The 24,320-nt window shown below is 70.0% G+C and carries 21 protein-coding genes, 1 pseudogene and 1 riboswitch; of the genes and pseudogenes, 9 read left to right on the top strand and 13 right to left on the bottom strand.

What is annotated here, in order from left to right:
* Nucleotides 1-26: 26 nt before the first annotated feature.
* The 3 genes from ACIHCM_RS27520 to ACIHCM_RS27510 form a co-directional block, all read right to left on the bottom strand.
* Nucleotides 27-407, bottom strand: a complete 381-nt coding sequence (locus tag ACIHCM_RS27520) for a hypothetical protein (RefSeq protein WP_399901158.1) — start codon at nt 405-407, stop codon at nt 27-29.
* Complete coding sequence (locus ACIHCM_RS27515) at nt 404-661, bottom strand: hypothetical protein (RefSeq protein ID WP_399901155.1); 258 nt, start codon at nt 659-661, stop codon at nt 404-406. Before ACIHCM_RS27515 ends, ACIHCM_RS27520 begins: the two co-directional genes overlap by 4 nt.
* A gap of 80 nt (nt 662-741) precedes the next feature.
* Nucleotides 742-1,272 carry an ATP-binding protein gene (locus ACIHCM_RS27510; RefSeq protein WP_399901152.1) on the bottom strand — a complete coding sequence of 177 codons (531 nt, stop codon included), beginning with the start codon at nt 1,270-1,272 and terminating at the stop codon, nt 742-744.
* A gap of 149 nt (nt 1,273-1,421) precedes the next feature.
* Between ACIHCM_RS27510 and ACIHCM_RS27505 the strand changes: the two are divergent.
* From ACIHCM_RS27505 to ACIHCM_RS27495, 3 genes and pseudogenes are all read left to right on the top strand, one after another.
* Nucleotides 1,422-2,356: pseudogene (locus tag ACIHCM_RS27505) on the top strand (helix-turn-helix domain-containing protein).
* Entirely contained in the window at nt 2,353-2,568 is a 216-nt protein-coding gene (locus ACIHCM_RS27500) for a DUF397 domain-containing protein (protein WP_399901149.1), read from the top strand. Before ACIHCM_RS27505 ends, ACIHCM_RS27500 begins: the two are co-directional and overlap by 4 nt.
* A gap of 184 nt (nt 2,569-2,752) precedes the next feature.
* On the top strand, nt 2,753-3,775 hold the full coding sequence (locus ACIHCM_RS27495) for an LLM class flavin-dependent oxidoreductase (protein ID WP_399901146.1): 1,023 nt from the start codon (nt 2,753-2,755) through the stop codon (nt 3,773-3,775).
* A 229-nt stretch (nt 3,776-4,004) separates the two neighbouring features.
* On the opposite strand, the gene ACIHCM_RS27490 is transcribed toward ACIHCM_RS27495, so the two are convergent.
* Genes ACIHCM_RS27490 through ACIHCM_RS27475 form a run of 4 tightly spaced genes read right to left on the bottom strand, consistent with a single transcriptional unit; the run spans nt 4,005 to nt 12,388 of the window.
* A complete protein-coding gene (locus ACIHCM_RS27490; RefSeq protein ID WP_399901143.1) occupies nt 4,005-7,280 on the bottom strand; it encodes a type I restriction endonuclease subunit R in 3,276 nt (1,091 codons plus the stop codon).
* Nucleotides 7,277-8,596 (bottom strand): restriction endonuclease subunit S, encoded by a 1,320-nt coding sequence (locus tag ACIHCM_RS27485; protein ID WP_399901140.1) that lies wholly within the window; start codon nt 8,594-8,596, stop codon nt 7,277-7,279. Before ACIHCM_RS27485 ends, ACIHCM_RS27490 begins: the two co-directional genes overlap by 4 nt.
* Nucleotides 8,589-10,211, bottom strand: coding sequence for a type I restriction-modification system subunit M (locus ACIHCM_RS27480; protein WP_399901137.1), 1,623 nt, complete (start codon nt 10,209-10,211; stop codon nt 8,589-8,591). The genes ACIHCM_RS27485 and ACIHCM_RS27480 overlap by 8 nt, the downstream gene beginning before the upstream one ends.
* 17 nt (nt 10,212-10,228) lie before the next feature.
* The gene (locus tag ACIHCM_RS27475; RefSeq protein ID WP_399901134.1) at nt 10,229-12,388 is read right to left on the bottom strand and encodes a hypothetical protein; all 2,160 of its coding nucleotides are present in this window, start codon (nt 12,386-12,388) and stop codon (nt 10,229-10,231) included.
* 235 nt (nt 12,389-12,623) lie between these two features.
* Here ACIHCM_RS27475 and ACIHCM_RS27470 point away from each other — a divergent pair, with 235 nt between their 5' ends.
* From ACIHCM_RS27470 to ACIHCM_RS27450, 5 genes are all read left to right on the top strand, one after another.
* Nucleotides 12,624-13,250 carry a hypothetical protein gene (locus ACIHCM_RS27470; protein WP_399901131.1) on the top strand — a complete coding sequence of 209 codons (627 nt, stop codon included), beginning with the start codon at nt 12,624-12,626 and terminating at the stop codon, nt 13,248-13,250.
* A 140-nt stretch (nt 13,251-13,390) separates the two neighbouring features.
* Nucleotides 13,391-13,651, top strand: coding sequence for a hypothetical protein (locus tag ACIHCM_RS27465; RefSeq protein ID WP_399901129.1), 261 nt, complete (start codon nt 13,391-13,393; stop codon nt 13,649-13,651).
* A 45-nt stretch (nt 13,652-13,696) separates the two neighbouring features.
* Nucleotides 13,697-14,023 (top strand): hypothetical protein, encoded by a 327-nt coding sequence (locus ACIHCM_RS27460; protein WP_399901126.1) that lies wholly within the window; start codon nt 13,697-13,699, stop codon nt 14,021-14,023.
* A 68-nt stretch (nt 14,024-14,091) separates the two neighbouring features.
* Nucleotides 14,092-14,727 (top strand): hypothetical protein, encoded by a 636-nt coding sequence (locus tag ACIHCM_RS27455; protein ID WP_399901123.1) that lies wholly within the window; start codon nt 14,092-14,094, stop codon nt 14,725-14,727.
* 193 nt (nt 14,728-14,920) lie between these two features.
* Nucleotides 14,921-15,895, top strand: coding sequence for an EcsC family protein (locus tag ACIHCM_RS27450; RefSeq protein ID WP_399901120.1), 975 nt, complete (start codon nt 14,921-14,923; stop codon nt 15,893-15,895).
* A 161-nt stretch (nt 15,896-16,056) separates the two neighbouring features.
* Here the strand turns inward: ACIHCM_RS27450 and ACIHCM_RS27445 are convergent, their stop codons facing one another.
* From ACIHCM_RS27445 to ACIHCM_RS27430, 4 genes are read right to left on the bottom strand one after another with little or no spacing between them, the layout of a single operon-like run.
* Complete coding sequence (locus ACIHCM_RS27445) at nt 16,057-16,707, bottom strand: thymidine kinase (protein WP_399901117.1); 651 nt, start codon at nt 16,705-16,707, stop codon at nt 16,057-16,059.
* A gap of 44 nt (nt 16,708-16,751) precedes the next feature.
* Nucleotides 16,752-17,942, bottom strand: coding sequence for an alkaline phosphatase family protein (locus tag ACIHCM_RS27440; protein ID WP_399901114.1), 1,191 nt, complete (start codon nt 17,940-17,942; stop codon nt 16,752-16,754).
* Nucleotides 17,942-18,538 carry a DUF5998 family protein gene (locus ACIHCM_RS27435; RefSeq protein WP_399901262.1) on the bottom strand — a complete coding sequence of 199 codons (597 nt, stop codon included), beginning with the start codon at nt 18,536-18,538 and terminating at the stop codon, nt 17,942-17,944. Before ACIHCM_RS27435 ends, ACIHCM_RS27440 begins: the two co-directional genes overlap by 1 nt.
* A 53-nt stretch (nt 18,539-18,591) precedes the next feature.
* On the bottom strand, nt 18,592-21,717 hold the full coding sequence (locus tag ACIHCM_RS27430) for a GNAT family N-acetyltransferase (RefSeq protein WP_399901111.1): 3,126 nt from the start codon (nt 21,715-21,717) through the stop codon (nt 18,592-18,594).
* A 178-nt stretch (nt 21,718-21,895) separates the two neighbouring features.
* Here ACIHCM_RS27430 and ACIHCM_RS27425 point away from each other — a divergent pair, with 178 nt between their 5' ends.
* Nucleotides 21,896-22,177, top strand: coding sequence for an HPr family phosphocarrier protein (locus tag ACIHCM_RS27425; RefSeq protein ID WP_030563197.1), 282 nt, complete (start codon nt 21,896-21,898; stop codon nt 22,175-22,177).
* Nucleotides 22,178-22,355: 178 nt separating this feature from the next.
* On the opposite strand, the gene ACIHCM_RS27420 is transcribed toward ACIHCM_RS27425, so the two are convergent.
* Together ACIHCM_RS27420 and ACIHCM_RS27415 are read right to left on the bottom strand one after the other, a co-directional pair.
* Complete coding sequence (locus ACIHCM_RS27420; protein ID WP_399901108.1) at nt 22,356-23,051, bottom strand: GntR family transcriptional regulator; 696 nt, start codon at nt 23,049-23,051, stop codon at nt 22,356-22,358.
* 188 nt (nt 23,052-23,239) lie between these two features.
* Nucleotides 23,240-23,992, bottom strand: coding sequence for a M23 family metallopeptidase (locus tag ACIHCM_RS27415; protein ID WP_399901105.1), 753 nt, complete (start codon nt 23,990-23,992; stop codon nt 23,240-23,242).
* 12 nt (nt 23,993-24,004) lie between these two features.
* Nucleotides 24,005-24,172: riboswitch (cyclic di-AMP (ydaO/yuaA leader) on the bottom strand.
* Nucleotides 24,173-24,320 lie beyond the last annotated feature (148 nt).

Genomic DNA, 24,320 nt, shown 5'->3' with positions numbered 1-24,320 from the left:
GCGGCGTGGACGCCACCCGGAAAGGCTCAGGAGTTCAGGTCGATGACCCGTACGGGCTGCCCCTTCCATGCGTCGGGCGCGGTGGTGGCGACCACGGCACCGTTCGGCCGCTCCGCGGTCGGTTCAGCGGCGTGACGTGTGTGGGCGGGAGCCCAGGACGTTCCGCGGGCCACGGCGAGCGCGGCGGGCAGATCCAGGTCGAGGACCGTGATGCCGGGGAGCGCGGCGAGGTGCTCCGCCGTACCGGGCCGCATTCGGTCCGCCTCGACCAGAGCGCATGCGGGGGCGTAGAGAAACCAGCCCGCCTCGGAATGGGCGCGATGGATCAGGCGTGAGGCGAGCACGTTGCCCTGCCCTGCCGCAACCATGGCCGTTTCGTCCAGGACGATGTGCAGAGCCTCGGTCACCTTCCTCCCGCCTCGCTGAGGCGCCGGTCCAACTCGGCGTCCAGCGCCGCCTGTTCGCTCGCGCTCGGGTCGTAGCCGTTCCATTCCCGCAGGGCGGCGCGCGCTTGCTCGGCGCGGGCCGTGCGCTCCTCGGGCGTCAGCAGGGTCTCGGCGAGGTGCGACAGGTAACCCCGTAGGGACATACCTTCGGAGGAAGCTATCCGGGCGAGCCGGTCGCGGGCTTCGACGGGGATGCGGATGTTGGCGTCGGACATGCAGGCCTCCTCATTCGACTCCCGAGGATACGGGTACGGGTACGTACCCGTCCAGTCCCTGCCGAACGATCCGGATGGGCTCACCCCTGGGGCAGTGCCGGAAACGCGTACTCCGCCCAGACGGTCTTGCCCGGTCCGTCCGGGCGCGGGTGCCAGTCCCAGCGGGCGGCGAGGTGCGCTACGAGGAGCAGCCCGCGGCCGGCCTCCTCGGCACCGGCGGTGCCCTCGGGGAGGGCGGGGCGGCGGGGAAGGTGTTCGGTGCGGGTGTCGGTGACTTCGGCGCGCACGGTACGGCCGTCGGGTGCGGTGCGCAGGCGGAGGTGGAAGTCCCGGCCGGGCACATGGCCGTGCCGCACGGCGTTGGCGGCGAGTTCGGCGACGATCAACTCGATCGCGTCGTGGGCGCCGGAGCCGTACGGGATGCCCCACGCGTCCAGGCGGAAGGCTGCCAGACGGCGGGCGAGACGGGCTCCGCGGGGAGTGGAGGTGAAGCGCATCTCGAATGTGCGGTCTGGTGGCGCGATGAGGGCGGGAACGTGGGTGGCACTCAAGGGGGTGCAGGGGGTGGCGGGTTGGGTGGCGCCGGAGGAATTCACGGGTTTCGTCGTCATGCCGACCACGGTCCTGTCCGTCGCGTAGCGTGACCAGCGGTTACGCAGAGACAGGGGGCGGCTGTACGCGCGCGGTCCGCACAAGTAGGCGCTGCGCGCCGTAACGGCGTTCCCTGCGGGCGCGTTGGGGCAAGGAGGCGGTGATGGACATGACGGAGCGCGGGGGCGCGGAGGCCGGGACCGAAGCGGTCCGCGGGGAGCACGGGGACGGCGGCGCGGGAGCGGTCATGAGCCTCGGGGACGGCTGGGAGAGCGGCGACGGAGCCGGGCGGCGACCGGAGGACGAGGCCGGGCGCGGTGTCGTCGTCGCGTTCGGGCAGACCCGAAGACGCTGCGGATTCGGGAGGGGCTGGAACGCGAGGAGTTCGGGCGGCGGCTCGGGTACTCGGCGTCCACCATCGCGTCGTTCGAGCAGGGGCGGCGGATTCCGTCACGCCGGACGATCGAGTGGGCCGATGAGGTGCTGAGGGCGGACGGACTGCTGTGCCTGTGGAAGGAGCAGGTGGAGCGGGCTCAGTATCCGGTGTTCTTCCAGGGGATGGCGGTGCTGGAGAAGGAGGCCGTTGAGCTGGTCGCCTACGACACCCTGGTGGTCAAGGGCCTGCTCCAGACCGAGGAGTACATGAGGGCACTGTTGGCTATGCGGCGTCCGCCCTTGGACGACGAGACCATTGAGCAGCGGGTCACGGCACGATTGGCCCGGCAGGACATCTTCGATCGGCGCCCCGCGCCTTTCCTGAGCTTCGTGCTCGACGAGTCGATTCTGCACCGACCCTACGGTGGCAAAGCCGTACTGCGGGGACAGTTGGAACACTTGCTCCTGATCGGCCAGAAGCGGAACGTAGAAATCCAGGTCATGCCCGTCGACCGCGAGGACAACGCGGGCGTGAACGGGCCGTTCACCGTCGTCACGCGCAAGGACGGCAAGAAGTTCGTGTACGCCGAGGCGCAGGGAATCGGCTCTCTACAAACTGACCCGGAGCAAGGGGTTCTGGCTGCCGCCCGCTATGGGATCATCCGATCACAGGCTCTCAGTCCGCGAGAGTCACTGGAGCTCTTCGAAGGGTTGCTGGGATCGCTATGAACAACGCTGAGTCCTCGACCGTCGCCTCCGGCCTCGCCTGGTTCAAGAGCAGCTACAGCGGAACCGAGGGCGGCGACTGTGTGGAGGTCGCGGCCGGTTCGAGGGCCGTGCACGTCCGTGACTCCAAGGCCACCGCCGGTCCTAGCTTCACGGTCTCGCGTGAGGCGTGGGCAGGGTTCGTCGGGCTGGCCTCGTCGGAGCGGAGCGTCTGACGCTCGCTCGTACGGTCGAAGAGCCCGGTCGGCAGGCGTGATCCATGCTCATCTGGTGCGACCGAGTTCGCGTCGGATGGTGAATCGGCACCCGCAGGACCCCGATGGCCGGCCCGGCGGGTCGGCCTGGTCACAGCGAGCCGACGTCGGAATAAGGAATGGTCGCCGGACGGTTCGAGCGTGCGTGAAGAAGATAGGTTTCCTCTCGTTCGGGCACTGGTCGCCGAGTGCGCATTCCATGACCCGGTCAGCCGCCGACTTCCTGCACCAGTCCATCGACCTGGCGGTCGCGGCCGAGGAGCTCGGCGTGGACGGTGCGTACTTCCGCGTACACCACTTCGCGCGGCAGGCGGCCAGCCCGTTCCCGCTGCTCTCGGCCATCGGTGCACGGACCTCGAAGATCGAGATCGGCACCGGCGTGATCGACATGCGCTATGAGAACCCGATGTACATGGCCGAGGACGCCGGTGCTGCCGACCTGATCTCCGGTGGCCGGCTGCAACTCGGCATCAGCCGTGGATCACGGGAACAGGTGATCGACGGCTGGCGCCACTTCGGTTACACCCCCGCCGAGGGCGAGACCGACACGGACCTGGCCCACCGGCACACCGAGGCCTTCCTCGAGGTGCTCGACGGCAAGGGCTTCGCGCAACCGAACCCGCGGCCGATGTTCCCCAACCCACCGGGGCTGCTGCGCATCGAGCCGCACTCCGAGGGACTGCGCGAGCGGATCTGGTGGGGCTCCAGCTCGAACGCGACCGCCGTCTGGGCCGCGAAGCTGGGGATGAACCTGCAGAGCTCCACACTGAAGCACGACGAGACGGGCGAACCGCTGCACGTCCAGCAGCGCAAGCAGATCGAGGCGTACCGCGAGGCGTACAAGGAGGCAGGCCACGCGCGCGAGCCGCGGGTGTCGGTCAGCCGCAGCATCTTTGCCGTGACCAACGACCTGGACCAGGCCTACTTCGGCCGCGACCGCGATTCGCGGGACCAGATCGGCATGATCGACGACACGACCAGGGCGATCTTCGGACGCTCGTACGCCGCCGAGCCGGACGTGCTGGTGAAGCAACTCCAGGAAGACGAGGCCATCCAGGCAGCGGACACCCTGCTGCTCACCATCCCGAACCAGCTCGGCGTCGACTACAACGCCCATGTGCTGGAGAGCATCCTCACCCACGTGGCACCGGAGCTCGGCTGGCGCTGAGCGATGCGCCGGCCTGCGTGCGGTGCGGGCCGGCTCGTCACTGTGGTCGTCGGGCCCCCGGCGTGGCCTGGTTCGGTGATCTGGGCCCCGAGCCTCGACGGGCGACCGCGAGGGGCTGGGGCGGCGCGGTCTGCCGGGCACGGGCCGGCGGCGCAGCCCGTCGGCATAGGCCTGCCGCCCTGTCGGTTGCCCTCGGACGGCAGGGCTCTCACGTAGGTGCGGATGTGAGTCAGTCCTCCAGGACCCCGTTCTCGGACCACTCGTTGGCGAAGTGCTCCATCTGGCGGAGGACCAGGTCGATGGCCTCCTTCTGCTGGTCCGGCGGGTAGTTGTTGCGGGCCAGGAGGCGCTTGATGGTGCTGCGCAGGCGGGCGCGGACGGACTCGCGGGCGATCCAGTCGGGCTTGAGCTGGCGGCGGACCTCGGTGACCAGCTCGCGGGCGATGCCCGCCAGGACCTCGTCGCCCATGAGCGAACGGGCCGTGCCGTGGTCGGCGACGGCGTCGTAGAAGGCGAGTTCTCGCCAGTTCAGGGGCGGGTCGAACTTCTCGCCCCGGCGGGCGTCGGCGGCGACCTCCTTGGCCATCTCGACCAGTTTGGCGATGAGTTCGGCGCTGGTGTACTGCTGGCGCATGTAGCGCACCATCAGGTCCTGGAGGCGCTCGGAGAACGTGGTCTGCCGGACGATGTTGTGCCGGGTGACCTCGCGCATCTTCCGCTCGACGAGTCGCCGCAGGGCTTCGGCCGCCAGGTGCGGGGTGTCGCTGTTCTGGAGCTGGGCGACGAGGGCGTCATTGAGGTGGGTCAGGTCGGCGGTTTCGAGCCCGGCTTCGGCGAACAGATCGGTCACTCCGCCCGTCTCTACGACCGACGAGGTGAGCTGGGAGAGGTACAGCTCGACGTCGCGGGCCACCGGGAGGCCACGCGCCTCGCGCTCCATGGCGTCCAGTTTGGCCATGTAGGCGCGGACCTCGACGAAGAACTGGATGTGCCGCTTCCACGCCGGACGGTCTGCGAAGCGGTCGCCCACCTCCTTCGAGCTGCCGGCCAGCGCCCAGAAGCGTTCGAGGCGGTAGGCGTGGTCGCGGAAGCGGCGGCCCAGCGTCTGGCGCGGATCGTCGAGCTGGTCGGGGTTGTTGCCGGGGGTGCGGGGGTCGCGCAGGTAGTTGGCGGCGCGCAGGGCCGCGTCGACGAAGGCCCGGGGGCCGGGCTTGTCGAGGAGGGGTTCCCAGGCGAAGCCACGCAGGATGCCCATGAGGACGTCGTACTCGTTCCGCAGTTCATCCAGCGCGCGCTCGACGTCCTGGCCGAGGGTACGGTCCCGCTGGTCGGCCTCGGTGTACTCGGCGATGGCCTTCTGGAGTTTCTCCGTCAGAGGCGCGTAGCCCACGAGGAGACCGTCCTCCTTGCCGCGGAAGCGCCGGTTGACGCGGGCAAGGGCCTGCATCAGGTTGGCGCCCTTGAGCGGCCGGTCCAGGTACATGGTGTGGATCGGCGGGGCGTCGAAGCCGGTCAGCAGCATGTTGTTGACGATGAGCAGTTCCAACTCGTCGTCGGGGTCCTTGGCCCGGTTGATGACCGCTTTGCGGCGGCTGTCGGTCAACGCGTGGGCGAGCAGCGCGTCCGAGTCCTTGCGGGAGTTCGACGAGAAGATGATCTTCATGGCGCCCTTGTCGAACTCGTCGCTGTGCCACTCGGGCCGCAGCTCGCGCAGAGCGTCGTACACCCGCACGCAGATCTCGCGTGTCGCGCACACCACCATCGCCTTGCCGGGCGCCCCGCCCGACTCGGAGGCACCGACGAACGGCCGCATCCGCTCCCGGCGCGCCTCCCAGTGTGCCACCAGGTCGGCCACTAGATCCCTTATCCGCGCCGGCGCCCCGTACATGGCGTTCATGGTCGCCACGGCCTGTTCGACGCGGCGGCGCTCGGTGTCGTCGAGGCCGTCGGTGATGCGGTCGGCCTCCTCGTCGATGGTGGTCGGGTCGACGTCGCGGTCCAGGACGAGCTGGATCACGCGGCTCTCGTGGTAGACCTTCACGGTCGCGCCGTCGTCGGCGGCCCGCTTGAGGTCGTAGACGTCGATGTAGTCGCCGAACACCTCGCGGGTGTTGCGGTCGGCCTCCGAGATCGGCGTACCGGTGAAGGCGAGCAGCGTGGCGTGCGGGAGCGCGTCGCGCAGGTGGCGGGCGAGGCCGTTGAGGTCGTCGTAGTGGCTGCGGTGGGCCTCGTCGACGATCACGACGATGTTCCGGCGGTCGGAGAGCATCGGGTGGTCGGTGCCCGACTCCCGCTCCTCCTTGGTCTTGCCGAACTTCTGGAGCGTGGTGAAGAGGATCCCTCCCGTCCTCTTCGCCGCGAGCTCCTCGCGGAGTTCGGCGCGCGTGACGACCTGCCGGGGCGACTCCGGGAGGATCTCGCTCTCCTGGAACGTCGAGTAGAGCTGGTCGTCGAGGTCCGTGCGGTCCGTGACGACCACGACCGTGGGGTTCAGCAGCGCCGGGTCCCGCATCACCATGGTGGTGGTGAGGACCATCTCCTCCGACTTGCCGGAGCCCTGGGTGTGCCAGACGACGCCGGCCTTGCCGTCGCTCGCCGATGCCGTGCGGACGGCGTCGGCGGCGCGGGTCACCGCGTGGTACTGGTGCGGCTTCGCGATGCGCTTCATCCGCTTGGACGGGACGAAGTTGACGAACGACTGGACGAGTTCGAGGAAGCGGGGCTGGGTGAACAGGCCGTGGATCGCCAGGTTCTGCCCCGACTCCGAGAAGCCGTCCGCGGTCAGCGGGTCGACGCGGGCGCCGAACTCGTCCGTGTTCCACGGGGCGAAGTGCTCGTACGGGGTGAACGGCGTGCCGTACTTCGCGGTGATGCCGTCGGAGAGCAGAACGACGGCGTTGTAGCGGAAGGCGGTGGGGAACTCCTCCACGTACCGCGCCACTTGGGCGTGCGCCGTCTGGAGCGTCGCGTCCTCGTCGCCGGCGCGCTTCAGCTCCACGACGGCGAGGGGCAGGCCGTTGACGTACAGGACGACGTCGAAGCGGCGGTTCTTCTCACCGTCGATCACCGTGACCTGGTTCAGGGCGCGGTAGGTGTTCGCGTCCGGGTCGGCCAGGTCGACGAGGCGGATGGTGGGGTTGTGCTCGGCGCCGAAGGAGTCGGTGTAGGTGACGGAGCGTATGCCGGAGGTGAGGTGGCGGTGGGCGGTCCGGTTCTCCTCGTACGTGTCCTGGGAGCCGGGGGTGGCGGCGGTGGCCACGGCTTCCCGGACGGCGTCCGGGGGGAGTTCGGGGTTCAGGCGCTCGATGGCCTCCTGGAGGTCCGGGTAGAGGATCAGGTCGTCCCAGGACTTCCGGTGCCCGGACCCGGGCGCGAACTCGTTGCCGGAGGCCGGCAGCCAGGCCAGCTCGGCGAGTTCATCGAGGGCGAGCAGCTCCCAGTCGGCTTCGGTGGGGCGGCGGTGGGTTCTGTCGTCGGGCTCGTTTCCGTCGCGGTGCGTCGTCATGTGGCGTCCTCGACAATCTTCTCGGCGTCCTTGACACGGAGGCGGCCGGACATGAGTTGGGGGAGGAGGGTGTCGCGGAGGGTGGCGAGAGTTCGTGACTCGACGGCCGCTGCCAGGGCTCGGTCGATCAGAGGTGCCGCCGCCTCTCTAAAAGCAGCTACCTCACCCTGTGGAGGAACTACCACCGGAATCCCCTTAAAGGCCGTTGAATTTATTCCGGGAATTGCAGCCCCCGTACCCCTTCTCCGCATTTCGGCCATGATCGGCGCCGAGCAAAGCCAGTAATAGCCGAACTCCTGACCGATTTCAGACTTCATTCTCACTCGGTAGACGTGCTCATTGATGCACATCTCCGAGAAAGGGAAGCCATTTCCGAACAGAGTGACGTGCGGCTTGAATTCGCCAGGCTTACCGCCATCCTTATACACAAGGATGTCCCTGTCTTCTAGCACACCCCTACGCATAGCTGCGAAGAATTCTCTAGGGATGAACTTAGTCTTGGCGAAGTCAAACCAACCCAACCCAACAACGCTCTCGGCTCCAATACTCGGAACACCCGACCCGTACTGCGCAACGCCTCCCCTCGGACGAATCCCGGTCTCGATCACCGTAGTAGCGTCCCCGATAGTCAACGTGGTCCACTCCGAGGACAGAGGGGTGCCAGCCTCAATGTGGTTGAGTGCTTGAGGAAAGGTGCCCCGGAAGTATGCGCCAGCCAGTTGATCGGCCACTGCGGCGATGCGCTCATTGACAGCAATCTTGTCGTCCAGCGCTCCGAGAACAGCAGAAATAGCTCGCTGTTCTTCGACAGGCGGAACAGCGATCTGAAAACTCGCCACCTGACTCTTTGTGAGCGCACGGCGCGAGCCACCCGAATTGTGACTCAGCATATAAAGTCGCATGGCAGGCTGAGAAAGATACCTCTGAAGGTACTCTGGCACGAGATCACTCAAGGTGCGAAGAATCATAACGTGCTGATTCACGCGCGCCGGCAGAACCCAGTCAGGCACCACACAGCACCGAGCGATCGTTTCACCGTCGCCGGTAATGTTGAGCAGCACGTCACGCCGATAAACAGTCACACCCGCCAATTTCTCTGCCGCCTGGTCGTCAATGTGAGCCAATCCGACCGATGAGAAACGATGGTCAAAAACATTCTGTGACCGGATGAAACTGGTGCCTGTTTCTTTATAAACGGCCGCACCCCCTTTTGGGGTAGCGCCACTGCCGATCTTGGTACACAGCTCTCCAATGCTGCGCAGATTCCAACCGTCAGGAAGAGCCCGGCCAAGAGGGCTGATCATTCGACTAGACATCGATCCTCCTCAGCTGCTCACGTACCGCCTTCTCCAGGACCGCTGAGGTGTCGAACAGGTCGTAAAGTTCCTCGGTCAGCTTGCTGATCTGTTCGGCGATCGCCTCCGCGTCTTCTTCCTCCGCCGCGACGGCCCCCACATACATACCCGGCGTAAGCGCGTACCCGCGCGCCCGAACCGTCTCCAGGTCAGCCGAGAAGCAGAACCCGGGCTCGTCCTCGTACGTCAGGCTCACCTCACGCGCCGACGCCGTACCTCGCCACGCATGGTAGGTATCAGCAATCTTGGCTAGGTCGGATTCCCGCAGGATGCGCTCCGTTCGGTCGACCATCTCTCCCATCGCGCTTGCGTCGATGAAGAGAATCTCGCGGCGCCGGTCATTGAGCCGCCGGGCGCCCTGCGGGGACTTGTCCTTGGACAGGAACCACAAGCATGCCGGGATGGTGGTGGTCCGGAAAAGCTGAGACGGCAGCGCCACCATGCACGCCACCAAGTCCCCCTCCACCAGCGCCTGCCTGATCTCGCCCTCGCCGCTCGACGTCGAGCTCATGGACCCGTTCGCCAAGACGATGCCGGCCGTGCCCCTCTCCCCCAGCTTGGAGATCATGTGCTGGAGCCACGCGTAGTTGGCGTTGTTCTTCGGCGGGACCCCGTACTTCCAGCGCGGGTCGGTCTCGTCCCTCGCCCAGTCCTTGATGTTGAAGGGCGGGTTGGCCATCACGAAGTCGGCCTTGAGGTCCGCGTGCTTGTCGTCGGCGAAGGTGTCGCCCCAGCGGGCGGCGAGATTGCCGTCGATGCCGTGGATGGCGAGGTTCATCTTGGCCAGGCGCCAGGTGCGCTCGTTGAGCTCCTGACCGTAGACCGAGATGTCAGACTTGTGGCCCTTCCCCCGGTGCGCCTCGATGAACTTGGCGGCCTGCACGAACATGCCGCCCGAGCCGCACGCCGGGTCGTAGACCCGCCCCTCGTACGGTTCGAGGATCTCGACGATCAACCGGACGACGGAGCTCGGCGTGTAGAACTCGCCGCCCCGCTTGCCCTCAGCTCGCGCGAAGTTGCCGAGGAAGTACTCGTACACCTCGCCGAGCAGGTCCTGGGCCGGCCGGTCCTCGCTGCCGCCGAAGCGGGCGTCGCTGATGAGGTCGACGAGTTCGCCGAGGCGCTTCTGGTCGACTCGGTCCTGGTTGAAGATCTTCGGCAGGACGCCGGTGAGGGAGGCGTTCTCCCGCATGATGGCGTCCATCGCCTCGTCCAGGAGCTTGCCGACGCCCTGGGCCTTGGCGTTGGCGGCGATCCAGGTCCAGCGGGCGGTCTCGGGGACCCAGAAGACGTTGGCACGGGTGTACTCGTCGCGGTCTTCGAGGAAGTCCTCCATACGGTCCTCGGTGATGCCGTCGTCGGCCAGTTCCGCGGCCAGCTCGCCCCGGCGCTCGTCGAAGGCGTCCGAGACGTACTTCAGGAAGATCAGGCCGAGGACGAACTCCTTGTACTGGGCGGCGTCGATGGAGCCGCGGAGCTTGTCGGCCGCCTTCCAGAGGATGTCCTGGATTTCCTTGGCGGTGGATGCGCTGAACAGCTCCGCCTGGTCGGCGGGCTTCTTCTTGCCTGGAGGCATCGGGTGGACCGTCTCCTTCAGTGAGTGTCGACACCGGCGTCGGTTCCGGTGTCCGTGTCCGGGAGGGGGTGGATGGTGAGCGTGCCGTCGGCCATGCCGGCCGCCATCACGCGGGTCAGGTCGTCGAGGGCGGCGGTCTGCTCGCGCAGCAGCGCCGCCCGGCCCTCGATCTCGGCGAGGACCGCCTCGTACAGGTCGGCCTCCGCGCGGCTCAGGTCGGGGATGACCAGGTCCTCGATACGGCGGGAGGCGCGCACGGCGCCGCTGGTGCGGGCGTGCTCGGCGGCGGCCGCGCGCAGCAGCGCGGCCAGCACCCGGGGCCGTACGGGTGGGTCGGCGTCGGGGTGGACGCGCAGGATGCGGGCCGGGGCCGCGACCAGGCAGACGCCCTCCGTGTCGACGTGGACGCCGAAGTGCGGGTGGGCGGTGACGACGAGGTCGCCGGGTTCGGTGAACTGGGCGTGGTCGTAGGCGGTGAGGAGGATGCCCCGGTCGATGCGGCGGCCACCGACGCGGGCGGTGCCCAGGATCTCCTCGGGGGTGAGGACCGGGTAGTGGCCCTCGGGGGTGAGGTGTTCGGGGGCGAAACGGTGGCCGGGGCGGCGGCGCAGGCGGCGGGTGCGCAGGAGCCGGCCGACGGTGGTGCGGCGCACCGGCTCGTTCTCGGGGCGCCGCACGGCCTGGGCGTCCAGGCGGAGTTCGCGGGATCGGTCGTGCAGCTCGCTCAGGCGGCGTTCCAGGTCGGCGATGACCGCGGGGCGTTCGGCGACGGTGCGGGTGTAGCGGGAGGCGAGCGTGCGGTGCTGCGGGGTGAAGGGGGCGCCGGGACGGTCGTCGAGGTGGGTGCCGGGGACGACGGCGGCGTGGCGCGGTTCGTGGCGCGGGTCCCGGGTCCAGCCCGAGGCGCGCCAGATGGCGATGTCGGCGGCGAGGGTGTCGAGGACGGGTTCGGTGAGCGGCTGGGCGGAGTAGTCGGCGAGCAGGACGAGGCCGGTGCGCTGCTCCTCGGGGACGCGGGCGAGGATCCACGCGGCGGTGCGGTAGCCGGGGCGGTAGGCGTAGGCGCCGTCGGGGAGGCTGATCGCGGCCTTGAGCAGGCCGGGCTGGAGGAAGGAGCGGCGCAGGCGGTCGGCGTCGCCGTGCCGGGCGAGCGGGCCGGTGAGGACGTCGGCAGGACCGAGGACGACGGCGGTGGAGCCGGTGTCGAGGTAGTCGGTGAGGGCGGCGACCCGGTCCAGGACGGCCTTGGGGTCGCGGGTCTCGGCGGCCTCGTAGGGGAGGGCGCAGACGACGAGGTTCGGGTCGCCCCATTCGTCGGCGGACAGTTCCTCGCCGTGGACGACGTCGAGCCGGAACTCGTACACCTCGCGCACCAGCATCCGGCGTCGAAGCAGGCGGACGCGCGCCTGGTCCGGGTCGGTGGCGAGGTAGATGTGGCCGGATTCCTCGGTGGCGTGGTCGTGGAGAGCGGCCAGGAGATCGCCGGAGCGTGCGTGCGGGACGGCGATCACTGAACCCTCGTCGAGGGTGTCGACCCCGGAGAGCGCGGCGAGGGCGCGGACCACGGCCGGGGTGGGCTCCTCTGCGGCCAGGTCGTGGAGGCCGAGGCGGTGGCGGGCCTGGAGGATCCAGTCGAAGGCCTCGGCGGGGTTGTAGGCGGCGTCGATCAGTTCGTCGGCAAGCTCGGCGAGGGCCGGGCCGGTGCGGTCCGGGTCGGGCAGGGCCCGCAGCTCGGAGAGGAGGAAACGGTCCTCCGGGTCGAGGTCGGCGGCCCTGTCCAGGACGGTGTCCCAGGGGCGGCCGTCGGCGACGCGGGCGTCGAGCTGCTGGTGCAGGCAGACCAGGGAGGTCAGCGCGCCGATCAGGACGGGCGCCGGCAGGGACGGGGTGCGCCAGGCGGCCAGCGTGTGCAGGGCGAGCTCGGCGTGGAGCCGGCGGGGGTCGGTGTTGCCGCGGCCGGTCGAGGCGAGCCATCCGACGACCGCGCGGGCGTCGAACAGGGGGCGTCCGTTCTCCTGGGCGACGGGAACGGGGAAGTCGGAGTGGCGGCGGGCCCAGGTGGTGGGGACGGGGCGCTGGACCTGGGCGAGGGCGGCGATCTCGGCGTACGTGATCCGCCAGGCCGGCGTTTCGGGCAGGATGGCGGGGGACGCCTTCGAGGCCGTGTGCATCTCCATCGGACGTGTCCCCCTCTCCACTTGAGCCCACAAGGCCCGCATCCTCACCTTCGCGCCTCGCGGTCCGCCCCCCCTTCTTCAGCAGGGCAGGCGTCAGGAATCTACAGCCACCCCTAAAGGCAGGGAACAACCCGCCTGATAATACGGGTTATCAGAGGTTTCCTCACCCGTGATGCGGAACGGCGGGCACTTTGTGGTGGTCAAGCGCCACGACTCCGACCGAAGGATCTCCGCCATGAGTCACACGCCCCCGATACCGCCCAACACCCCGCAGTCCTCCGGTACCGGCGGCACGCCGAGCTGGAGCGCCGTGCCGCCGGTGTCCGTCCCGTCGACGGGTGGCGGGCAGACCCCGGCGGGGCAGCCGACGAGACCGAGGCCGTCCCGGCGCAAGGCCTGGCTCACCCACGGCGCGACCGCGTTCGTCGCGCTCGCGGTCGGCGCCGGCATCGGCGGCGACGGAGACTCCGGCGCTACGGACGGCTCCGCCGCTCCCGCCCCGGCCGTCACCGTCACCAAGACCGCGGCCCCCGACGCCGGTGAACCCGAGCCCGCCGTGACCGTCACCGAGAAGGTCTCCGTCACGCCTAAGCCGGCCAAGAAGCCCGGGCCGGCCACCATGGTCGAGGGTGAGGGCCAGTACCTCGTCGGCGAGGACATGCAGGCCGGCACCTACAAGACCGCTGGGCCCGACAAGAGCGGCTTCATCGACAACTGCTACTGGGCCCGCACCAAGAATGCGTCCGGGGAGTTCGAGGCGATCATCGCCAACGACAACCTCCAGGGCCAGGGCCGCGTGACGGTGAACAAGGGCGAGTACTTCGAGACCAACGGCTGCCAGGAGTGGACCAAAGTCGGCTGACGGCCGCCGTGGCGCCGCCGCGCTCGTGGGGATACGCGGCGGACTCGGGCGGGGGGGGGCAGACCGGCTGAGGTCGGGCAGCCCCCATCCCCCTCCGCCTTCTCTCCGTCACCCGCTGATGTGAACAGGAGGGTCCGTCGATGGGCCGTCGATCTCCGCTCGCCCGCGCACCCCGCCCCACTCACCGGGGCCGTCAGCAAGTGCACTTCAGCGGCTCGGTCAAGGCCGTCGGCCGGACGCCGATCGTCCTCGCCACGGACGCGTCCGTCGCCGCCGACAAGGTGGGAACCGGCTACCTCGCCACCACGGGCGAGACCGGACTCCGCGCCCACGTCTACCCCCGGTATCTCGCCACACCTCGTATCCGCGTGGTCGTCACCGAACTTCGGGCCGTGTACTAGGGTTTGAGGCGGATATTCGCCGCGCACCCCGGACGACCCGTCGAGGTGCGCGTCGACAGTCTCGACGCCTTGGCCCTCCTGCACGAGTGGCAGAGCGGCGACCGGATGCCGGACGGTTACGAGACCCGGCTGCGCTCGCACGGCCGCCGGGCCAGCCTGGTCACGCTGCAGATGTACGCGCAGTACACGCCCGGCCTGGCCTTCTTCCACGAGAAGGCCCACGTCGGTAACCCGCTCAACGAAGCCGCCGACTCCCTGGCCAAGCTCGGTCTGCGCTCCCTGCACGGCATGGTGCCCGTGACCGAGATCCCCCAGCTGGTTCCGCTCTGGGCGAGTGGAGCTCTGGCCGAGTACCGGCGGGCCCAGGGCTGATCTGCGTCCGTTCGACCTCCCTTGTCCCACGCTCGCCACACACGTTCAAACCGAGAGGAAGTTCTGACATGTCCGCGCCGGAGCCGAAGCCGCCGACCCTTCCCCCGACCGCGGTCCCGGGGACAGCCGAGAACACGACCTTCGCGTCCGCCGGGCCGATACCTGCCGTGCCCGACCAAGCGCCGGCCACGCCCGCCTTCCGCTGGTCGCGGCTGTCTCGCGGCACCGTCCTCGCGATCGGCGTCGGCTTGGGGGCAGCCGTGGTGGGGGCGTGCTGGGCGGGGGTGTCGCTGGCCGACGAAAACGAGAGCGGCTCGCCCGAAGCCGGTGCGACCAGGTCTCCCTCCGCGACTGCCGAACTGCCCGAAGACGCAATGGCACCCTTCAGCACCGACGGGACACTCACCGTCGCCGAGCTCGGGCCCGGTCTCGACCCCGGCGAGCTGTGTTCTGGAACGGGCGGCTACTCCGACATCGACTTCGGCACCCAGGTCACGGTCACCGACGCCGTCGGGACCCTCGTCGCGATGGGCAGCCTGGGCTTCGGCGAGAAGACGGAGCAGGGCTGCCAGTTTCCGTTCACGGTCGACGACATCACGCCGGGCTCGAAGTTCTACACAGTCGAGGTCTCCCACCGCGGCGGCCTCACCCAGACCGAGGAGGAACTGCGCGCGGGCGGCCTCGGGTTCACCCTCGGCGACTGAACGGCCAACCGGAACTCAGGATGACTGCTTCGTATCTTTCCTGCGTATCACCACCTTCTTCAAAACTTGCCATTGGACGATGTACTTCACCCACGTGTCGGCTGGCAGGGCATCGTGGGTCCAAAGAGCACAGTCGAAATGGAGAACCTCAATGAGCCCTTACGCCGGCCCACCCGTCGACGGTGCAACTCCCATGAGCGCATACGAGAGGCAGGTTTGGGACACGCTCAACGAGCACTGGCAGCGCCGCAACGACCGCCGTAGTCTGCCGAACTGGGCGAGCACCGCGCTCGGTCGCACCGGTGAGTTCGCGGGAAACACCGTGAGACGGGTCAAGGACGCGGTTCCGGAGGCCGTGGCGGAACCGATCCGCCGCGCAGGCGACGCGGTCGCCGACACGGCCATGCGACCCGCGCTCGCAGGCGCGGCAGCGTTGCTCGAGCTGGTCAACGAATGGGCCGTGGATCTCAACGACCCGAAGTACGTCGAGAAGCTCGCCCGCAAGCGAGGCTTCGAGATCGACAGTTTCACCGAACTGAGGCAGCAGGACCTGCAGGTCTGCGACCGGCTGCTGACCCGCAACACCCTGAAGTGGCGCACCACCGGCGCATTCGAAGGCGGCGCCATGGGCCTGCTGGCCATGGTCCCCGTAGCCGGTATTCCCGCCGCGATGACAGCAGACATCCTCGTCCTTCAGGTCCTGAGCACGTCGATAGCAGCGCGCACCGCGTACTCCTACGGCTACGACGCCAAGGACCCCAAGGAGCAGGACTTCATCCAACGCCTGGTGCAGCAGTCCTTCATGGCCCAGGCGGCCAAGGCCAAGCCGCTGCGTGACGTCGCGCGGGCAGCGGACGCGGTCAAGGGACGTGTGAACTGGTCACAGAAGCTTCGCCAGGACCACCGCCTCCTGGCCGCCCTTGAGAAGTTGATGCAGCAGCTGGGCCCGGCCGGCGCCAGGGTGCCCGTCAAGAACGTCGCCAAGGTCGTGCCGTTCGTGGGTGTCCTCATCGGTGCCGGCATGAATTCCGCGGTCCTCGGCAGGGTGGCCGCCGATGCCCAGCGGTACTGCCAGACCCGGTTCCTGTGCGACAGGTACGGGCTACCGCTACCAACCGTCCTGGCGACCGACTGGGACGACGACGCGCCCCAGACCGACGCCACGTAGGTAATGGCTGGTGGGTCCAGGGGTGAGCATCTGTGGTTCCCGCCCGGGAAGCTCAGCGCCGAACGGCTGCACTCCTGGACAGGGTCAGGCCGGCGTGACCGGCAGCCCGTCGGGCGACAGCTGAACGAGCCGCCCGCCCGGTGGTCTTCCGCCGGCTCACGTCAGGTGGCGGTGACCGGCAGCACGTCCGGCGACAACGCCGCTGCCCGCGCCGTGGCGCTCGTCATCCGCCGGCGGTGATGACGTCGGCAGAGCACCTCGTACCCGACCTCCGCCGCCGACTGAGCCACGTCGCCCACGACGACCTGCTCCCCTTCGACGACCATCTCTCCACCCACGGTGCGCGCGTTGTGCGTGGCCCGGGCACCGCACCAGCACATCGCCTCGACCTGCAAGGTCTCCAGGCGATCGGCAAGTTCGATCAGGCGCTGGGAGCCGGGGAAGAGCCTCGTCCGGAAGTCGGTGGTGATGCCGAACGCGAAGACGTCCAGCTCCAAGTCGTCCACGATCCGGGCCAGTTGGTCGATCTGGACGGACAGCAGGAACTGGGCCTCGTCCACGATCACATAGTCGACCCGGCCACCCCGGGACAGCTCCTCCACCACGTATCCGTACAGGTCCAGCCCCGGCCCGGCCTCCACCGCGTCGGTCACCAGCCCCAGACGCGAAGACAGCTTGCCCTCACCCGCACGGTCGTCACGCGTGAAGATCAACCCCTGCAGACCACGCGCCGATCGATTATGTTCGATTTGCAGCGCCAAGGTCGACTTCCCGCAGTCCATCGTCCCCGAGAAGAACACCAATTCGGGCATGGGAAGTTGAGCACCTTTCGGCGGGAGGTCGGACGGAGGGGGAGTCAGGAGCGTACTTCGAGCAGCGGGACCAGCTGCTCGGCCGGGGTCATCGAGCCGTGGTTGCCGACCATCGCCGACTCCTTGGGCTCCCGCTCGGAGGCGATGAGCAGGACATCGTCCCGCGCGGCCGCGACCACGTCGCCGATGCGCGCGTACACCCGCTCGTCGATGTGCGGCCCGAACCAGCCCGCCGCGATCGCCTCGTCCCGCGAGGCCACCCAGAACTGCTCGCCGAGCACCTCGCGCCAGCAGGTCAGGACGTCGTTCCCGGCGCCCGGGACCGCGTAGACGTGCCGGGCGCGGCCCTCGCCGCCCAGCAGGGCGACGCCCGCGCGCAGCTCCCAGTCCTCGTCGAAGTCGATGCGGTGCTGCTCGTCGAAGGGCACGTCGACCATGCCGTGATCGGCGGTGACGTAGAGCGCGCTGCGCGGCGGCAGTTGCTCAGCGAGGCGCTGGACCAGGCGGTCGACGTACATGAGCTGGCCGACCCAGGTGTCGGAGGCGACGCCGTAGCGGTGGCCGGCGCCGTCGAGTTCGGCGTAGTACGTGTACACGAGGCTGCGGTCGCCGGCCGCGAGTTGCTCGGCGGCGAGGTCCATGCGCTCCTCGCCGGTCAGCCGTCCGTGGAACGTCCCGCCGCTGAGCGCGACCTTGGTCAGCGGGGTCTTCTCGAAGGTGGGTGACGACACCTGCGCGGCATGCACACCGGCGCGGTGGGCCAGCTCGAAGACCGTGGGATACGGCTGCCAGGGCGCCGGCGGGGTCCACGGGTGCCAGCGGAGCTGGTTCATCAGCTCGCCGGTGTCCGGATTGCGCACGGTGTAGCCGGGCAGGCCGTGCGCGCCGGGCGGGAGTCCGGTGCCGACGGAGGCCAGGGAGGTCGCCGTGGTCGCCGGGTAGCCGGTGGTGAGGGGGCGGCCCGTGCCGCCGCGCGAGGAGGCGAGGAGCGAGGTCAGGAAGGGCGCCTCCTGCGGGTGCGCCCTCAGCTGCTCCCAGCCGAGCCCGTCGATCAGGAACACGCAGACCCGGTCGGCTGGGGTCAGCTCGGTGATCGCCGCGGTCATGCCGGGTACGCCCATGCCCGCGGCCAGCGTCGGCAGCAGGTCGGCGAGCGAGCCCGTGCCGTATTCGGGGCGCGGGGCGGAGTCGACGGCGAGGGGCTCGGGATGCTCCCAGGCGGCGGGCTGAGCCATCAGCGCGCGGGGTCCGCGGTCGCCTCGGAAATGGCCTGGGCGAAGACGAGCGCCTGGCGGACCGTCTCCGGGCCGTCCCCGGCCTCGCTGACGCGCAGGCTGAGGTCGTCGGCCGTCGAATTGCCCGTGTAGCCGTGGTCGGCCTCGCAGTTGGGGTCGCCGCAGGCGGCGGGCTCCAGGTCGATGCGGGAGACGGCGCCCCAGCCGATGGTGAGCACCACCTCACGCGGGAGGGTGCCCGGCGTGTACGACTCGGGGTTCGCGACCACGCGGCTGACCACGACCGAGGAGATCCGGTCGAGCTTCACCGACTCCGTCGACGTCGTGGCGTACGGCGTCGGCGAGGTGCTGTCGGCGGCCTGCTCGTCGGTGTGGCTGACGATGAAGCGGTGATCGGTCAGCACGAGCACGGTCACATGCCGTCGCACCTCGTTCTGATCGAACGTGGTCTCCTGATGGACCAGGTACGACCGGATGGGCTCGCCACCCACAGCGGCCTCCACCGCCTCGGCCACGAGGGCCGGGTAGTAGCCGCTGCGCTCGATCGCCGCACGCAGCCCCTGGGTCGTCGTACTGGTCTTGGCCATGCCGTCCATCCTACGGGGGCCCACTGACTGCGAGGCACCGCTTCGGGCGGTGCGGGCCGGGCTCAGTACGACGGGAGGGTCCGGGGGCCCAGGTCGTCGCGGACGGGGGGTGGTGCCAGGCGCACCGAGGCGCCGAGGACGCTCAGGCCGTGGGGGGCGACGACCACCGGTTCCAGGGTGACCGCGACCACCTCCGGGTGGTCGTCGACCAGCCGGGAGACCCGCAGCAGCAGCTGCTCGAGGGCGGGGGTGTCGACGGGTGTGGAGCCGCGCCAGCCGAAGAGGAGCGGCGCCGTCCGGATCGAGCGGATCAGTGAGGTCGCCTCACGGTCGGTGACCGGGACCAGCCGGTGCGCGGTGTCGCCCAGCAGCTGGGAGGCCGCCCCGGCGAGCCCGAAGGAGAGCACCGCTCCGGCGGCCGGATCGATCACGGCCCGTACGACGGTGTCCACGCCACGCGGGGCCATCCGCTGCACGACCGGCCGCAGCTCCTCCGGCTTCCCGAACAGATCCGTCAACTCGGCGAACGCCCGCCGCAGTTGGCTCTCGTCCGCGAGGTCGAGCCGGACACCGCCGAGGTCGGCGCGGTGGCGCAGGTGCGGGGCCGTGGCCTTGAGGGCGACGGGGTAGCCGAGGGCACGGGCGGCTGCCGCCGCCTCGTCGGGGGTGGGGGCGGGCAGGGCGCGGTGCACGTGGATGCCGTACCGGCGCAGCAGCTCGCACGTCTCCTCCATGCCGAGCGTGAGTCCCTGCCCGCGCGCGAGCAGCCCGCCGATCAGCTTCGCCGCTCCCTTCTCGTCGATGTCGTCGTACTCGGGCACCTTCCCGGGGTCGGCGGCCTCCCGCCGCCACTGCCCGTACTTGACGGCCTGGGCGAGCGCGCGCACGGCGCGTTCGGCGGCGGGGTAGGCGGGGATGAGCCGGGAGCCCGCGGGGGCGGCGGTCGCTTCGACACCGCCGGCGTCCTGCGCGGCCTGCGGCTCCGGAGGCGTACCTGGCCTGGGGGACGACGGCGTCCATCGGTCCGGGGGCGTACCCGGCCCGGCGGACGACGGCGTCCATCGGTCCGGGGGCGTACCCGGCCCGGCGGACGACGGCGTCCATCGGTCCGGGGACATACCCGGCCCGGCGGACGACGGCGACGGGTCCGTGGAGCTGCCTGCTCGGGGTGACGACGGCGTCCATCGCTCCGGTGGCCCGACGCGCGCGGGAGCCGGCCCGCCCGAGTCCGCACCCGCGCCCGCACCGGGCGCAGGCTGTCGTTCGGCCGGGCGCAGGGGCGGAGGAGCCTCCCCGCCCGCCGGTGCCGCCTGCGGTGCCGTGCTGGCCGCCGCGGAGAGCGCGTCCGCGAGTCCGCCCAGCTCCACGTGCACCACCAGCACCGGCTTCGCGGGAACCGCCGCCGCGCCCGACCTCAGTGCCTCCGCCAGCGCCGCGTCCCCCGCCGTCCCCTCCCCCACCATCGGTATCGCGGTCACCACGACGGCGTCACACGTGTCGTCCGCCAGCGCCCGCGTCAGCGCCTGGCGGAAGTCCTCCGGCGAGGCCGCGGTGGTGAGGTCCAGCGGAGCCTGGGGCCGCAGCCCTTCGGTCAGACAGGCGTCGTACGTGAGCAGCCCCAGCGACTCGGAGTTCCCCACGATCGCCACGCGTGGCCCCGCGGGCAGCGGCTGGCGCGCGAGCAGCAGCCCGGCGTCCACCAGCTCGGTGATCGTGTCGACCCGGATCACGCCGGCCTGCCCCAGCAGCGCGGACACGGTGGCGTACGGCAGCCGCGTCGCCCGTACCGCGTGTCCCTGCGGTGCCGCTCCCCCGTGGCGCGCGCCCTGGACCACGACGAGCGGCTTCGCCGCCGCCGTCCTGCGCGCGAGGCGGGTGAACTTGCGCGGGTTGCCGATGGACTCCAGGTACATCAGGACGACGTCGGTGTCCGGATCGTCGTACCAGTACTGGATCAGGTCGTTGCCGGAGACGTCCGCGCGGTTGCCGGAGGAGACGAACGTCGACACGCCCGTGTCCCCCGTGACGCCGCCGCCGCGCCGGTGCAGCCGGGACAGCAGCGCGATGCCGATCGCCCCGGACTGCGCGAACAGCCCGATCCGCCCGGGCCGCGGCATCTCCGGTGCCAGCGAGGCGTTGAGCCGCACCTCCGGGGAGGTGTTGATGATCCCGAAGGTGTTCGGCCCGATGATCCGCATGCCGTACGCGCGCGCGTGCCGCACGAGCTCACGCTGGCGCTCACGTCCGTCGGGCCCGCTCTCGGCGTACCCGGCGGAGACCACGACGAGCCCCTGCACCCCGTGCTCCCCGCATTCGGCGACCACCTCGGGCACGTGCTCCGCGGGCACCGCCACCACGGCGAGGTCCACGGGCTCGTCGATGTCCCGCACCGAGCGGTATGCCGGGACCCCGTCGAGCTCCTTCTGCCCTTCGCCGAGCGCCCTGTTGACGGCGTACAGGCGGCCGGTGAACCCGGCTTCCCGGATGTTGCCGAGCACGCTGCGGCCGACGCCCCCGGGCGTGCGTCCGGTGCCGACGACGGCGATCGAGCCGGGCGTCAGCAGCCGCCGTACCGACCGTCCCTCCGCGCGCTGCTCCCGCGCGCGTTGCACCGCGAGCGAGCGGTCGGTGGGCTCGAGGTCGAACTCCAGGCGTACGACACCGTCCTCGAAACTGCGCTTCTGGGTGTACCCGGCGTCCGTGAACACCTTGATCATCTTGGTGTTGGAGGGCAGCACCTCGGCGGCGAAGCGGCGGATGCCGCGCTCGCGGGCGACGGCGCCGATGTGCTCCAGCAGCGTCGAGGCGACACCGCGCCCTTGGTGGGCGTCCTGCACCAGGAAGGCGACCTCCGCCTCGTCGGCGGGCGCGGACGCGGGCATGCCGTCGGCGCCGATGCGGTCGTAGCGTACGGTGGCAATGAACTCGCCGCCGATGGTGGCCGCGAGTCCCACCCGGTCCACGAAGTCGTGGTGCGTGAAGCGGTGGACGTCCTTGGCGGACAGGCGCGGGTAGGGCGCGAAGAAGCGGTAGTACTTCGACTCGTCCGAGACCTGCTCGTAGAAGCTGACCAGGCGCTCGGCGTCGTCGACGGTGATGGGCCGGATGCGCGCGGTGCCGCCGTCGCGCAGCACCACGTCGGCCTCCCAGTGGGCGGGGTACTCGTGCCGGTCCGACGGGCTCTGCATGGGCCCCAGAGTACGGCTCGCGTACGACATCGGCGCGAGGCAGTCTGTGGAGGGATGCCGACCGGACCGAGGCCGCGGTCCGGCTCGCTCCCCGGACGGGACACGGGCCCGTCCGGGCATGCTTCACGATATGGGAAACTGGTCTAGACAACCCTGAACACCTGAAGGGCAGCATCACATGGCTGAGCGCCGCGTCAACGTCGGCTGGGCCGAGGGTCTCCACGCCCGCCCCGCCTCCATCTTCGTCCGAGCCGCCACGGCCGCAGGCGTCCCGGTGACGATCGCCAAGGCGGGCGGCAACCCCGTCAACGCGGCCTCCATGCTGGCCGTCCTGGGGCTGGGCGCCCAGGGTGGCGAGGAGATCGTCCTGGCTTCCGACGCCGAGGGCGCGGACGCCGCGCTCGACCGTCTGGCCAAGCTGGTCGCCGAGGGCCTCGAGGAGCTTCCCGAGACCGTCTGACCCGCTGACGGCATTCCTGAAGCCGCGTCGCCCTTTCCGGGCGGCGCGGCTTCAGCCGTATTCCGGCCCGCTCGCCCGCGTTTTCGCAACTCGGCTCGTCAATAATTCCGGGAACGCCGAAAAGGGCAGCAAAAAGGCGCCGCCGCAGGATTTCGCTTCTTTGTATACGGTGCTCGTGTTAATGCCGTAGGCCCGACATGTTTACGGCATGTTGCGAAGTCCTCACACGGTCCGCGCGATCACCTTTTCCGGGGAAGCGGAGCCGGTGCGCGCCGGTCGCACGCTCGGCGTGCAGCGCCGTGACCGCCCGCGCCCGCTCACCGTCGCCGCGCGCCACCGCGTCCACGATCGCACCGTGCTCCGTCCAGGACTCCGCGGGGCTGACAGGCGCCTCCACGGCGTACATCCAGGCGATCTTGTGTCGCAGCTGGGTCAGCATCGCGATCAGGGCGGGGCTGCCGGAGGCCTGGGCGAGCGTCTCGTGAAACCAGCCGCCCAGCGAGCGCAGATCCTCGCTGCCACCCCGCCTGGCACGGTCCTGGCCCAGTCTGACCAGGCCGCGCAGCACCTTCAGATGGGCCTCGGTGCGCCGCTGCGCGGCCCGCGCGGCACCGAGCGGTTCCAGCAGCAGGCGCATCTCCAGCAGGTCGGCGGCCTCCTGCTCCGTCGGTTCCGCCACGCACGCGCCCGCGTGCCGCCGGGTCACCACGAAGCCCTCCGCCTCCAGCGTGCGCAGGGCCTCGCGAACGGGGACGCGCGAGACTCCGTAGCGGCGGGCGAGGAGTTCCTCGGTGAGCCGGCCGCCCCGCTCGTAGACACCCGCGACGATGTCGTCCCGGATGGCCGTGCACACCGAATGCGCCGGAATACGCATGACCGACCTCCGCCTTAATCCCCGTGCAACGTCGACGACTGACGTGTGTTCCGTGACTCTATTGCAATGGGCCGGGATTTCCGATGGCGGGCCGGAATCCATGGATATCTTTTGGACATACCGGCGCACGAAACGCCGAAAGCCCCGGCTCAGGGAGCCGGGGCCGCGGGAAGCGGGGCGATGCGCCGTCAGACGCCGACGCCGTGCGAGCGGAGGTAGGCGACCGGGTCGATGTCCGTGCCGTACTCGGCCGTCGTGCGGGCCTCGAAGTGCAGGTGCGCTCCGGTGACGTTGCCGGTGGCGCCGGACAGGGCGATCTGCTGCCCCGGGGTGACCGTCTGGCCCACCGAGACCGCGATGGACGACAGGTGACCGTACTGGGTGTACGTACCGTCGTTCATCTTGATCACGACTTGATTGCCGTACGCCCCGCCCCAGCCGGCCTCGACCACGGTGCCGGAGCCGACCGCGTGCACGGGCGTGCCGCTCGCGGCGTGGAAGTCGACACCCGTGTGGCTGCCGGAGGACCACAGCGCGCCGCCGGACCGGTAGCCGGTGGAGACGTAGGAGCCGCTGATCGGCGCCACGTAGGTGTTGAGGCGCTTGCGCTCGGCCTCGCGGGCGGCGCGCTCCTTGGCCTCGCGCGCCTCCTCGGCCCGCTCCTCCGCCCGCTTCTTCGCGGCGGCCTCGGCCTTCTTCTCCGCGGCGGCCTGCTTCTGGGCGGCGGCCTGGGCGTCTATCTGCTCGGCGACCGAGTCGCCGATGGTGATGACCGGGAGCAGGCCGGTCTGCTCGGCCGCGGGCTCGGCGGCGAGCGCGGGAGCGGCCAGGGTGCCGATGACACCGGTGGTGGTGAGCGCCGCGACACCCGCCGCGCGGGCGGTGGTGCGCTTCATCCGGCTGGGACGGCGATGCTTCCCGGTGGCGCGCGTGAACGCCATGTGGTGGCTGGTCCTTTCCTTCCCTCTCGCCTACCGGGTTAGCTGACGGGTTCGGAGCAGGAAGGTCTCCTACGGACTCCCTCGCTGGGCGCGCGGGCGTCCGATTCACCCCAGGGACTTCATGGTTGGGTCCCCGGCTCCCCTGGCTCGCGCCGTACGGGGACTCGGCGATGACTGTCCGGTGCCGCGGGTGCGGCGCACTGCCTGACGGACAGCCCGGATGACGCTAAGCGGGACATCTTTCAATCCCCAAACGCAATCCGGCGTTTGTAGCGCATCCCACAGGTCAGACAGGCAACCTCCGCCCCAATCCGGACATAGAGGGGCC

Origin of the sequence: Streptomyces sp. NPDC052023 (assembly GCF_044548465.1) — a bacterium.
Taxonomy (GTDB): Bacteria; Actinomycetota; Actinomycetes; order Streptomycetales; family Streptomycetaceae; genus Streptomyces.
The sequence above is the reverse complement of the archived record's forward strand: the minus strand, read 5'-3'. Positions and strand labels throughout refer to the sequence as shown.